This window comes from Streptomyces sp. NPDC055140, assembly GCF_053607285.1.
Window position 1 is genome coordinate 18,369 of record NZ_JBSGTG010000028.1, and the last position, 12,487, is coordinate 30,855.

General features: G+C 69.7%; 11 protein-coding genes. 5 read left to right on the plus strand and 6 right to left on the minus strand.

Annotation, left to right across the window (positions count from 1 at the left end):
• Positions 1-36 precede the first annotated feature (36 nt).
• Entirely contained in the window at positions 37-2,595 is a 2,559-nt protein-coding gene (locus tag ACWFR4_RS37390) for an AAA family ATPase (protein WP_453656272.1), read from the minus strand.
• Between the two features lie 223 nt (positions 2,596-2,818).
• On the opposite strand from ACWFR4_RS37390, the gene ACWFR4_RS37395 reads away from it, so the two are divergent.
• Positions 2,819-3,292: an Hsp20/alpha crystallin family protein gene (locus tag ACWFR4_RS37395; protein ID WP_453656273.1), complete on the plus strand. Its 474-nt coding sequence runs from the start codon at positions 2,819-2,821 to the stop codon at positions 3,290-3,292.
• A 90-nt stretch (positions 3,293-3,382) separates the two neighbouring features.
• Here the strand turns inward: ACWFR4_RS37395 and ACWFR4_RS37400 are convergent, their stop codons facing one another.
• Both ACWFR4_RS37400 and ACWFR4_RS37405 read right to left on the minus strand, forming a co-directional pair.
• Positions 3,383-3,670, minus strand: a complete 288-nt coding sequence (locus ACWFR4_RS37400; protein WP_453467469.1) for a SpoIIE family protein phosphatase — start codon at positions 3,668-3,670, stop codon at positions 3,383-3,385.
• A gap of 39 nt (positions 3,671-3,709) precedes the next feature.
• A complete protein-coding gene (locus ACWFR4_RS37405; RefSeq protein WP_453656274.1) occupies positions 3,710-4,342 on the minus strand; it encodes a DUF1345 domain-containing protein in 633 nt (210 codons plus the stop codon).
• Between the two features lie 156 nt (positions 4,343-4,498).
• Here ACWFR4_RS37405 and ACWFR4_RS37410 point away from each other — a divergent pair, with 156 nt between their 5' ends.
• From ACWFR4_RS37410 to ACWFR4_RS37420, 3 genes are read left to right on the plus strand one after another with little or no spacing between them, the layout of a single operon-like run.
• Positions 4,499-6,277: an FUSC family protein gene (locus ACWFR4_RS37410; protein WP_453656275.1), complete on the plus strand. Its 1,779-nt coding sequence runs from the start codon at positions 4,499-4,501 to the stop codon at positions 6,275-6,277.
• A 51-nt stretch (positions 6,278-6,328) separates the two neighbouring features.
• Positions 6,329-6,727 carry a thioesterase family protein gene (locus tag ACWFR4_RS37415; protein ID WP_453468974.1) on the plus strand — a complete coding sequence of 133 codons (399 nt, stop codon included), beginning with the start codon at positions 6,329-6,331 and terminating at the stop codon, positions 6,725-6,727.
• Complete coding sequence (locus ACWFR4_RS37420; protein ID WP_453468975.1) at positions 6,727-7,905, plus strand: serine hydrolase domain-containing protein; 1,179 nt, start codon at positions 6,727-6,729, stop codon at positions 7,903-7,905. The genes ACWFR4_RS37415 and ACWFR4_RS37420 overlap by 1 nt, the downstream gene beginning before the upstream one ends.
• A gap of 16 nt (positions 7,906-7,921) precedes the next feature.
• Here the strand turns inward: ACWFR4_RS37420 and ACWFR4_RS37425 are convergent, their stop codons facing one another.
• The 3 genes from ACWFR4_RS37425 to ACWFR4_RS37435 all read right to left on the minus strand — a co-directional run bounded on the left by ACWFR4_RS37425 (position 7,922) and on the right by ACWFR4_RS37435 (position 11,467).
• Positions 7,922-8,500: a dihydrofolate reductase family protein gene (locus ACWFR4_RS37425; protein WP_453468977.1), complete on the minus strand. Its 579-nt coding sequence runs from the start codon at positions 8,498-8,500 to the stop codon at positions 7,922-7,924.
• A 151-nt stretch (positions 8,501-8,651) separates the two neighbouring features.
• Positions 8,652-10,154 (minus strand): APC family permease, encoded by a 1,503-nt coding sequence (locus ACWFR4_RS37430; protein ID WP_453656276.1) that lies wholly within the window; start codon positions 10,152-10,154, stop codon positions 8,652-8,654.
• Entirely contained in the window at positions 10,151-11,467 is a 1,317-nt protein-coding gene (locus ACWFR4_RS37435; protein WP_453469774.1) for an amidohydrolase family protein, read from the minus strand. Before ACWFR4_RS37435 ends, ACWFR4_RS37430 begins: the two co-directional genes overlap by 4 nt.
• Positions 11,468-11,683: 216 nt before the next feature.
• Between ACWFR4_RS37435 and ACWFR4_RS37440 the strand changes: the two genes are divergently transcribed.
• The gene (locus tag ACWFR4_RS37440; RefSeq protein WP_453656277.1) at positions 11,684-12,385 is read left to right on the plus strand and encodes a GntR family transcriptional regulator; all 702 of its coding nucleotides are present in this window, start codon (positions 11,684-11,686) and stop codon (positions 12,383-12,385) included.
• The last annotated feature ends 102 nt before the right edge of the window (positions 12,386-12,487 follow it).

The following is a 12,487-nucleotide window of genomic DNA, read 5'->3' on the forward strand; positions in this document are numbered from 1 at the left end:
CCTTGGTTCAGGCGCCGTCAGGCGCGCCCGACCGGATCAGGCATCGGGAGTCTGCTGCGCCCCGGCCGCGGGCGGTTCCTCCGCGGACCCTTCGGCCATCGCCTCCTCCGCGGCTTCGCCCTTCCTCACGGTGCAGTGGATGGTGTCGTTCTCCACGTCCGCGACGATCGTGTCCCCGGGCTCCGCGTCACCGCTCAGCAGGATGGACGCGATCCGGTTGTCGAGTTCGGCCTGGATCGTGCGCCGCAGCGGACGCGCACCGAACTCCGGCTGGTGGCCGTGGGCGACGAGCAGTTTCTTGGCCGCCTCGGTGACGTTTAGGGTCATGCCCTGTCCGAGCACCCGGCGCTTGCTCTGGTCCAGGAGGTGGTCCACGATCTGCGACAGGTCGTCCTGGGTGAGGGCGTGGAAGATGATGATGTCGTCGATGCGGTTGAGGAACTCGGGCAGAAACCGGGCGTGCAGGTCCTCCATCAGGTCGTCCTTGATCTCGGACACGTCACCGTGGTGCGCGAGGATCCGGTGGGCGCCGATGTTGGACGTCATGATGACGACGCAGTGGCGGAAGTCGACCGTGCGGCCCTGGCCGTCGGTCAGCCGTCCGTCGTCGAGGATCTGAAGCAGGGTGTTGAAGACGTCGGGGTGTGCTTTCTCCACCTCGTCGAACAGCACGACGCTGTACGGCTGTCGGCGGACCTTCTCGGTGAGCTGGCCGGCCTCCTCGTAACCGACGTATCCGGGAGGGGCGCCGACGAGACGGGCGACGGTGTGCTTCTCCTGGAACTCGCTCATGTCGAAGCGGATCATGTGATCCTCGTCGCCGAACAGCAGGTCGGCGAGGGTCTTCGCGAGTTCGGTCTTGCCGACGCCTGTGGGACCCAGGAAAAGGAAGGAGCCCACGGGGCGGTTGGGGTCGCCCATGCCCGCGCGGTTGCGCCGCACGGCCTGGGAGACCGCGGTGACCGCCTCGTCCTGGCCGACGATCCTCGAGTGCATCTCCGCCTCGAGGTTGAGGAGTTTCTCCTTCTCGCTCGCGGTGAGCTGGGAGACCGGGATGCCGGTGCGGCGGGAGACGACGTCGGCGATGTCCGCCTCGGTGACCGAGACGACGCCCTCGCGCCGCTCCTCGATGCCCGCGAGTTCGCCTTCGAGCTCGGCGATCTGCCCCTTGAACTCGGAGGCCTTCTCGAAGTCCTCACCGGCCACGGCCTCTTGCTGCTCGCGCCGCAGTTTGGCGATGCGGTCCTCGCGGCTGACGACCTCGGTGGAGCGCGCGGCGCTGCGCAGCCGCACCCGCGCGCCTGCCTGGTCCATCAGGTCGATGGCCTTGTCCGGCAGGAACCGGTCGCTGATGTAGCGGTCGGAGAGCTCGGCGGCCGCCGCCAGGGCTCCGTCGGCGAAGCGGACCTGGTGGTGGGCCTCGTACGCGTCGCGCAGCCCCTCCAGGATCTGCACGGTCTGCTCGACGGTCGGCTCCGGAATCAGTACGGGCTGGAAGCGGCGCTCCAGCGCTGCGTCCTTTTCGATGTGCTTGCGGTACTCGTCGATGGTCGTCGCGCCCACGAGCTGCAGCTCACCACGCGCGAGGGCGGGCTTCAGCATGTTGCCCGCGTCCATGGAGCCCTCGCCGGTCGCTCCCGCGCCCACGACGGTGTGCAGCTCGTCGATGAACAGGATGATGCTGCCGCCGGCGTTCTGGACGTCCTCGATGACCTTCTTCAGGCGCTCCTCGAACTGGCCGCGGTACTGCGCGCCGGCCACCATGCCGGAGAGGTCGAGTGAGACAACTCGCTTGTCCTTGAGGGTTTCCGGGACTTCGCCCGCCACGATGCGCTGGGCCAGACCCTCCACGATGGCGGTCTTTCCGACGCCGGGCTCGCCGATGAGTACGGGGTTGTTCTTGGAGCGCCGCGAGAGGATCTCGATGGTCTGCTCGATCTCGTCGGCCCGCCCCACCACGGGGTCGAGCATCCCGGCCTTCGCGTCCTCCGTCAGGTCCCGGCCGTACTCGTCGAGCGTCGTCGCCGGCTTCTTGGCCTCCGCGGCGGACCCGTTCGTGCGGGACGCCTGGTCCGCGAGGCCCTCCAGGCGGTCCGGGCTGAAGCCCTGCGCACGCAGCAGTCGGGCGGCGCCGCTGTCGGCGTCGCTCAGGAGTGCCGCGAGGATGTGCTCGGGGCCGATGTACGAGGCGCCGGTCGCCTGTGAATGGGAGTAGGCGGCCTGGAGCGTGCGCTTGGCCGCCGGGGTGAGTCCGGGCTCGGCCGACGGCTGGCCGGACTCCTGCGGAAGGACAGCGGCGACTTCCGTCGACAGCGCGTCGGGGTCCACTCCGATCTGGGAGAGCAGCTTCCGTGTCGGATCGATCTTCGTGGTCGCCCAGAGCAGGTGCTCGGTGTCGAGATCGGAGGTCCCGTCCTCGATCGCTCTCTGCGCGGCGAGACCGAGGAGTTCCTGCGACGAATCCGTCAAGAGCCGTCCGATCGGCACGCGTTGGACAGCCGGCGGTGAGGATGCGGGCGACATCCCGAAGAACCGGTTGAACAACTCGTTGAAAGGATCGGACGAGCCGAACCCTGAACCGAAGGACATCGACATGCCTGCTCCTGATGCCGAGAGAGATTGGTTCAACTCAAGCGCGATGTCAGCTGGGCCGCAACAGCAGCGAAATCGGCGCACCTGAGCCACGGAATCAAGTCAGGAGGGGAATGCGACCCAATGGCGTGGGCCTGTTTGCGGGCGGGAGGCCCGGGACGCAGGCTGTCGTCAGGGAATCCGGCGGGTGAGCGCCGCGAGAGTCGATGGAGTCGGAGAGCACATCATGGATGAACGCGCAGACGTCACGCGGTCGCATCCGGCACGAACTGCCTGGTGGGCCGGGGCCGATCCGGCATCGGAGCTCCAGCACCTGTGGGGCGAGGTGAGCCGTCTGCTGGAGCGCTCTTCGCAGCCGGCCGGCCCCTCGCAGCACTGGATGCCTGTGGTGGAGGAAGCGGACTCGGGTGTCGCGTACGTGGTGCGCGCGGAACTGCCCGGTGTCCGTCGTGAGCGCGTGAATGTAGAGGTGGACGGCAGGGAACTGCACATCTCCGGTTCCGTCGAGGAAACCACGGACGGAAATGCTCTGCGTCGCCGGTCAGGGACCTTTTCCTATGGAGTTCGTGTTCCCGGCGATGTGGATATCGATCGTATCCAGGCGGATATGGCGGACGGCGTTCTGACGCTGCGCCTGCCGAAGACCGCGGCGGTGACGCGGCGAACGATCGAAGTCCGCGCCGAAGGCAATAACAAATAGGGGCTGAGCCGCGCCCTGCCCTTCTCAGTGTCCCCCTGCCCGGTCCGGACGTCCTGTCGGCGGCGACGCCCTGCGGGCGGGGTTCAACATTCAGGCCCCGCCGTGCGGCGCCGTCGGCACGTGCAGGCAGCGCAGGACGAGCAGCGTCGCGTCGTCGGTCCGGTGTGCACCGGCCATGTCCTGCACGACGGCCTGCCCGTAGCGTTCCAGGCCGTCGTGGCCGGGCGTGATGCCTGCGCGGGCCAGGCGCTCCGCGACGCGCAGCAGGAGCGCCGTGTCGGTGTCGAGGTCGCTGCCTCGCCGCTCGACGAGCCCGTCGGTGTACATCAGCACGGCATGCGGTTCGCGCCGGGTCCGGCTGCTGACTGTGTCGTCCATGCCACCGCGATTCCCGGTCGGGCCACTGTGCGGCCGACGTCAGCCGGTGACGATTCCTGTGACGAGGTTGATCGTCGTGGCGAGGATGCTGGTGCCGAACACGTACGACAGCAACGAGTGCCGCAGCACCACCGCGCGGATCGTCGAGGTCGAGACGTTGGTGTCGGACACCTGGTAGGTCATGCCGAGGTTGTAGCTGAAGTAGAGGAAGTCGCTGTACGCGGGCGGGTCTTCGTTGTTGAAGTCGATCCCGCCGGAGGCTGTGTAGTACAGGTACGCGTAGCGCGTGGCGTACATGAGGTGGAGCGCCGCCCAGGCCATGAACACGCCGCCGAGCGCGACGGCCGCCGCGGCGTGGCCGCTTTCGGATTTGCCGAGCAGGAGCAGCAGTACGGTGGCGACCAGGCCGCACAGGGCGACGCCGACGATCACGAGCTCGTCGGTGATGGGCTGGAAGTCCTCACGTCGGACATTGGCGCGGGTGGCTTTGGCATCCATCGGCCACAGCACCGCCCAGCCCGTCAGTACGAAGACCAGTTCGGTCGCGGCGATACCGGAGAGAACACCCAGCGCAGCGTTGTTCGTCACCCCGACGATCGCCCCGACCACGGCACCGGCAACCACGGAGACACCGAGCCGGGGAACCGCGGACAAGGGCAACCATGGGCTCATGGATCACCACAGTAGTCTTTCCGCCTCCGGCCAGCCTGGCGAAGTCCGCTGAGGGGACACAGACTGGATTCAGCTCGGTTTGGCTCGACTTGGCTCGACTCGACTCGGCTGCGTTCAGATCAGAAACCCGCTCGGAGCCGGTGGTATATACCGGACATGCCTTCTTCCCGCCGCCCACTCGCCGCCGTGACCAGGCACGGTTGGCGGCCTGCCGTGGTCAGCGCGGTGCGCCTGCTCTCCCCGCGCGGCTCACTCGCGCTCCAGCGGGCGGACGGGGCGCTTCTCTTCGCCGTACGCGGCGCCTTGGCGATGGCGCTGGTGGCACTGCCGGTGGCGATCGCGGGTCGGCCCGACCTTTCCGTCTACGCCATGCTGGGCGCCTTCACGACGACCTTCGGGCGCAACCTGCCCTACCCGCGCCGTGCTCGCGTTCTCGCGCTGGTGGCGGTGGCCATGACGGCGTGCGTGGGCTGCGGGTCCGCTCTCGCGGCCTGGGTCCGTCCCGGAGCCGGGGGCGGGGGCGCCGCCGTCGTGGTCGCGGCGACGGCGGTGGTCGCCGGGGTGGCGAAGCTGGCGTGTGACGCGACCCGGTTGAGCGGGCTCGGCGCGGTGCTGCTGTTGTTCTCCTTCGCGGTGGCGGCCAACGGCTCGCCCACCACCGCCGATGTTCTCCCGCAGACCGGGCTTGCCGCGGCCGGAGCCGCGGTCGCCTGGGTACTCGGGGTGTCCGGCTGGCTCGTGCACCCGGACCGGCCACAGAGGTTCGCTGTCGCCAGGGCCCTGCGTGAGCTCGCGGGAATGCTGACCTGGCCCGGAGGACCGGGCGGAGACGTACGGCAGGCGCGACACCGCACGACCGTTGCGGTGCTCCAGGCGTACCACTCACTCGGTCTCGCGCCTCCGACGCAGGCGCACCAGGCAGGCCGGGACGGAATCTTCGTACGCCTCACCGACCTGTCCTGGTCACTGCTGATCAACTCGGCGCGCCGGCCGCCGACTGACCCCGCCGCGACGGCGGAGCAGCTGCTCCGACAGGCTCGAGTCCTCACCGAGCGGCGCCGCCGACCGCCGGCACTCCTGCCCGAGCTGTCCCTCGCGTCTCCGGCGGCGCAGGACCGCGAGGACGCGCCCATGACTCCCGTGGCCCCCGCCACCGGACCGGGCCAACCTGTCGCCTGGCGCGCCACCGAACTCCTGATGGGGCGACGCGCCGGTGGCCCCGAACACCGCGCCGTCCTCGCCGTTCCCGCGGTGCGGATGGTCCTGGGCACCGGTATCGCGGGCGGGCTGGCCGTGGCCGGGGGGCTTGAGCACAGCTACTGGGCGTCGATCTCCGCCGCCGCCGTGCTGCACTCCGTCAACCTGCGCACCACGGCCCAGCGCGCCGTCCAACGCACCCTCGGCACGGTCATCGGTCTGCTCCTCGCCCTGGGCGTGCTGGCCACAGACCCGGAGCCGGTGGCGCTGGCCTGCGTGATCGTGCTCCTCGAGTTCCTCCTCGAGTACTTCGTCCCGCGCAACTACGGCCTCGGCGTCGTCTTCCTCACCCCGCTGGCCCTCCTGATGAGCGACCTGGCCGCGCCCGCCCCTGCCGGGGAACTCGTCGCCGACCGCGTGCTGGGAAGCGTGCTCGGCATCGTCGTCGGGCTCGTCTGCGCCCTTCTGGTCGTCCACGACCATGCCGCGCTGCGCGTCGAGCGTGCGCTGGCCACCTGCACGAAGGCATCCGATCACGCGGAACGGTCGCTCACCGAAGGATCGGGACCCCAGCACCCGGACGTCCAGGTCCAACTGGTGCTCGCAGTGGTCGAATTGCGTGATGCCGACGACGCCGCCGCGGGAGAGCTGTGGCCGGCGGGGATCGATCCCGCCGAACTCGCCGCCGCCGAACAACGTGCCTACCTCCTGCTGGAACGCCTCCACCACCAGCGCTGACGACCCGCGTCCGACGCGCGCGGGGCTCCGGCCTCGGGCTAGCGTGGTGTGATGCGCCATGAGGTGTCCGACGCCCATACCGCGATGGCGGTGGGAAGCGGTGACCTGCCCGTTCTCGCCACCCCGTGGCTGATCGCGTGGATGGAGGCGGCCACCGTGCGGGCCGCCGCCCCCTTCACCACGCCGGGCCGGACGACGGTCGGAACCGGTGTGCGCATCAAGCACCTTCGTGCCACACGGGTGGGTGCCTGGGTCGACGTCCTCGCGGAACCGCCCGCAGAGACGGAAGGCCGACGGCTCACCTTCCCCGTACGGGCCGTGGACAGTACGGGTGAACTGGTCGCGACGGGTGAGATCGACCGAGCGATCGTCGACCGGCAACGCTTCCTCGCGCGGGCGTCCGCCCAGGACTCCGGGATCAATCAGGGTGAGCGTGGGGACCTTCCCTGATGGAAGTGCTCGACGCCGACGGCAAGATCGACGTCATGACATTCCTCTCGCGACGTTCCCTGTTGGCAGGCAGTACCGCGGCGAGCGCGATGCTGGCCGGCACAGGACATGCTGCCGCGCATACGCCGTCGGGCTCGGCCTTACCGGACACACGCGCCTTACAAGAAGCGATCTCCGACCTCAGCCACCCACCGGCCACGTCAGCACAGTTGCTCGTCGACCGCCCGGGGCGGCGCTGGTACGGCACAGCAGGCGTGGCGGACATCAGAACCGCCCGTCAGGTACGCCCCGACGACGCGTTCCGCGTGGGCAGTGTCACGAAGTCGTTCGTGGCGACCGTGGTGCTGCAACTGTGGGCACGGGGACTTGTGGAGCTCGACGAGCCCATCGGACGGCATCTCCCCGGACTGCTTCCGGCCGAGTCCGCGCGGATCAGCGTGGCACAGTTGCTGAACCACACGAGCGGACTGCCCGACCATCGCGGCCTGCCCGACGTCAGCACCCCGGAAGCCGTCCTGCGGCACCGGTTCGACGCGTGGACGCCTCAAGAGCTGGTGCGCACCGTGACGCTCGATCCGCTCAAGTTCCACCCGGGCAGCAAGCAGGAGTACCGGGGCATCAATTACGTCCTGCTCGCGCTGCTGGTCGAGGCCCTCACCGGCCGCCCGTACGGCGAGGTGATCAGGGAGCGAGTCGTCCGTCCGCTGGACCTGCGGGGGACGCTGATACCGGACCGCGACCCGCGGCTGCACGGCTCACACGTGCACGGCTACCTGAAGATGACCGACGGGTCGCTGCGGGACGTCGCCGTGTACGACCAGTCCAACGCCTGGGGCGAGGGCGAACTGGTGTCGACGATCGCCGATCTCTTGCGTTTCCATCAGGCGCTGTTCTCCGGCGAGTTGCTGCCACCGCGCGCGATGAGCCACCTGTTCACGCTGCCACCCGACAGCGTGCGCATGCTCGACGGCACTCCCGCGCGCTACAGCCTGGGACTGCAGACGGCCACGGTGAACGGCGTGACGTTCTGGGGGAAGACAGGTGACACGTATGGGTACCGGACGCGGATGTTCTCCACTCGCGATCAGCGCCTCCGTTGGGTTCTCGCGTACACCCAGACCCCGCTGGCGCCGCCGGAGGACATGACCAACCGGATCGCTTCCGTCCTGACCTCGTGAACCAGGGCGAAAGACCCTATTGGCGGACCTTGTAACGGAGGTGCAGCACGCGGTCGCCCTGGACCACCACGTGGGGGTCCTCGAGGAGATGCTGGGCGTCGACGGGGCCGAAGTACCGCTTGCCGGAGCCGAAGACGACGGGCACGACGTCCATGGCCACCTCGTCCACCACACCCAGGGCGAGCGCCTGCCCGCCCACCTCGCCGGCGGCCACGGCGACGGTGCGGTCCCCCGCGAGTTCCCTCGCCTTGGCGACCGCCTGCGCCACGTCGTCCACGAAGTAGTACGACGCCTCGGGGTGCCAGCCCTCAGGCCTCGGCCGGTGGGACACCACGACCACGTGCTCTCCTGCCGGCGGCGACCCTTCCCAGCCGTTGGTGATGTCGAACAGGTGCCGCCCGATCACCATCGACCCGATGCCCGCCCACATCGGCCGGACGTACTCGGCCGAGACCTCGGACACCGACACCTTGTCGTTCACGCCGATCTCGACGTCGCCGTTCGAGTACCAGTCGAAAAGGGGGCCGACCTGATCCTCCGAGTCGGCGATGAAGCCGTCCACGGAAACGACGTTGTGCATCACCACGGTGCCCATCACTACTCCCAGGGGTTCTGACATGTGCCGCGGGGGCTCCCGGACTTCGTACATACATAGACCGAGCACGCCCCCGGGACTCATCGCCCGACGGATGAGGTACACGGGCGGCCGCACCGTTCGCGTACCTCACCGCCTGGAGCCACGGGTCTCAGTCCCTTTCGACGTCGATGTGGGTCAGCCGGGCGTAGCGCTGCGGGTCCTTCCTCCGGATGCGCAGGGCGATGTAGATGCCTGCCGCGAGGACCACGGGCAGGGGTGCCAGGAGGATGGCGTTCACCGTCCCCGAGGCGCCCGTCAGAAGGTCGAAGTGGAGGACCGCAAGGACGGTGAGGAGCGCGAGACCGGCGAACGCGATCAGCGGGGACCAGACCACCCGGGCGGCCGACATGCCTCGCCGGTCCCGGCGGAAGAAGGCCCACACGGCGAGGGCCGCCAGGGCCTGCATGACCATGATGCCGAGGACGGCGATGCTGTTGGTCCAGATCAGTACCTGGGAGAACGGGTCGGCGGCCAGCACTGCGCCGACGACGATCACCAGGAGGTTGAAGACGGTCTGCGCGCTCACCGCGATGCCCGGAGAGCCGTGCCGGGCGGAGACGACGCCCAGTCGTCGCGGCAGGAGTCCTTCGCGTCCGAGGGCGTAGAGGTAGCGCGCGGCCGCGTTGTGGAAGGCGAGAGTGGCCGCGAAGGCGCTGACGATGACGAGGGCGTGCATGGTGTCGGCCAGCCAGGTGCCCACGTACAACTCGCCTGCTTTGAAGGTGAGTTCCGGGCCCGCCGCGGCGCGGGCCATGGCCACCGCCTTGTCCGTGCCGAACGCGCCCATGATGAGCCACGCGCCTACGGAGTAGAACAGGGCGAGGAACCCGATGGCGATGAAGGTGGCACGCGGAACCGTGCGGCTCGGTTCGCGCGCCTCCTCCGCGTAGATGGCAGTGGCCTCGAATCCCGTGAAGGCGCCGATCACGATGACGAACATGCCCGCGATCCCGCCGGTGGCGAGTGTGCTCGGGTCGAAGGAGTGCGCGTCGAGGGCTGCCGTTCCCCGGTGGCCGAGAATGCCGCCGTCCATGATCAGCAGGGTCAGCACTTCGAGGATCAGCGCGACGCCGAGGACCTTGGCGCTGAGGGTCACTCGGAGCCAGCCGAGCACGCCGACGGCAAGGACGCAGATCCCGGAGAGCACCCACCAGGGGATGTCGGCTCCGGTCGCGTCGTGCACCGACCCGGCCGAGAAGTAGCCGAAGGCCGCCGCGACTCCGGGGGTGATGAGGTTGTACGCCACCACGGCGACGTAGGCGATGCCGACGCCGAGGGTGCGGCCGAGACCGCGGGCCACGTAGGCGTAGAAGGCGCCGGCGTTGCGGACGTACAGGCTCATGGCCGTGAAGCCCGCGGCGAAGAGGACGAGCAGTGCTCCTGAGATCAGGTAGCCGAGCGGGGCGCCGGGGCCGCCGATGGCGATGGCGATGGGCGCCACGCCGGCGAGGACGGTGAGCGGCGCGGCGGCTGCCACGACGAAGAAGACGAGGTCGAAGGTGCCGATCTGTCCGGAGGAGAGACCTCCGTCGGCGTCCTGCCCGGCCTCGCCGGGTTCGGGTCTGCCGGCGGCTCCGGCGGCGGGTTCGGCTGTGGACTGCTGGATGCTCATCGCTCCCCCTGCGGGGCAGAGGCGTCGCCGCCCGTTACGGAAATGGCGGGGAAGTCCGGGAAGTCGCTCTCGGGTGCGGGTCCCACGACCCGTCCGCCGTGCAGGACCAGGAGGCGTCGCGGGTGGGCCGCGACCGCCTCCGGTACGCCGCCCGCCGCGATCACGACGAGGTCCGCGCGGCAGCCGGGGGCGAGGCCGTAGCCGGTGAGGCCGAGTGCCGCGGCAGCCTCGTCGGTGATCATCGAGGCCGCGTGGCGCAGTTCCCCGTCGCTCATCAGGTCACCTTGGAGGCCGATGATGGTGGCGCGTTCGAGCATGTCGGCGGTGCCGTAGGGCCACCAGGTGTCACGGATGTTGTCCGAGCCGGCGAAGACGCGGACGCCGTGGTCGCTCAGGCGCAGCACGGGCGGCATGGAGTGGCGGGGACCGTTGGTCATGATCGCCACTCCGGCCTCGGCCAGGGCCCTGGCGGTGCGGTCGAGTTCCTTGGCGTCGACCTCTCCGAGGGCGTAGGCGTGGCTGACGGTGACGGTGCCGTTGAGGCCGAGCGCCGCCGTGCGCTCCGCGATGTCCCGTAGCTGCCGGGTGCCGGTCACGCCTCCGTCGTGCAGATGGATGTCGATGCCCGCGCCGTGGCGCTCGGCCAGGCCGAAGACGATGTCGAGCTGGCCGTCCGCGTCTCCGTCGAAGCCCGCCGGATCGAGGCCGCCGATCAGGTCGGCGCCCTCCGTGAGTGCCGCGTCGAGGAGGTCGGCCACGCCCGGTGCGGTGACCACGCCGCTCTGCGGGAACGCGACGATCTGGATGCCCAGCCGGTCGCGGAACTTCTCGCGTACCTCGACCAGCGCGTGCAGGCCGTCCAGCCGCACGTCCGGGTCGATGTCGACGTGCGACCGCACATGGCCGGTGCCGAGGGACACCATGCGGTGCGCCAGGGCCGTGGCCCGGTCGGCCACCGGGACGCCGGCGGAGGCACGCAGAGCCCGCTCGTTCGCGATGTGGTCGCGCAGCGTGGCCGAGGTGGGGTGCGGCTGCCAGGGCGCGCCGAGCAGTGTCTTGTCCAGGTGGGCGTGCCCGTCGACGAGTGCGGGCAGGACGAGAGCGCCCCCGAGGTCGATGCTGCCGGGACCGGCTGCGAGCCCTCGGCCGGGGTCGGCCCTGTCGGCGCTGTCGGCCCTGTCGGGTTGGTCGACCAAAGCCGTGACCCGGCCGTCCGCGAGATGGATGTCGGCACGCCGGCCATCGGGCAGCGTGGCGTTCCTGAGGACCTCGGGGGCGAGCGGGATCAATGGGGTGTCGGCGGGATGCGACACGACTTCCTCCAACTGTTCGTTCGGTGCCCGGCACGACTGACCGGCCGGTCGCGAATCCGGCGGAACGCTGCTGGTGAGCGGCGGGCAACGACAAGCTAGCTGGTATACCAAATACCACGCAATGGTCTGTGGGATCTTGTTTCCGCGGTCTGCGATGATCAGGAGCACCGCCGGGAGCGGCCACGGCCGCTCCCGCTCGCCACTGGAGAGGACTCGATGACCACCCGCACTGACCGCCGCCCCACGATCGGTGAGACCCACCAGTCCCTGAGAGAACGGGTCTACGTGGAACTCCGCGAGCGGATCATCGAGGGGACCTTCCCGGCGGGTATGCGACTGGTGGAACGCGAACTGGCGGACCAGCTGGGTGTCTCCCGCATCCCCTTGAGGGAAGCCATGCAGCGGCTCGAGCAGGAGGGGTTCCTGACCGTGCAGGCCAGGCGCGGCTCCGTGGTCACGGACTTCGGAGCGCAGGACGCGACGTACCTCTTCGACGTCCGCGAGAACCTCGAAGGCCTGGCGGCGGGACTCGCCGCGCGCCACGCCACGACCGCTCAACTACGCACGATGGAACGCCTGTTGGCGCGCAGCCGCAAGTCCTCCGACGCGGGGCGGCTACGCCAGGCCGTGGCCCACAACGCGGATTTCCACCAGCAGATCGTCGAGGCGTCGGGCAACCCGCTCCTTCAGGAACTGATGGCACCCCTCGACGCGCGGCTGCGCCGGCTCTTCCGGCTGACCTCCGACCTCAACGACGGCGATCCGATGTGCGGGGAGCACGAGCGCCTGTACGAGGCGATCCGCGACCGCGATGCGGCCCGCGCGGAGGAGCTGGCCCGCCACCACGTGGCCGGCACCCGCGACTCGGCGCTGCGCTACTTCTCCGACGCGGCGACACAGTTCTCCGACGGGGGCTGAGCAAAGGGGTGGGCGCGGGGGGTCACCCCCGCGCCCCCCCGACAACCCCGACTTCCCCGACTAGAGCGAAATACCCGTCTTACCCGAAATACCCCCCACCCC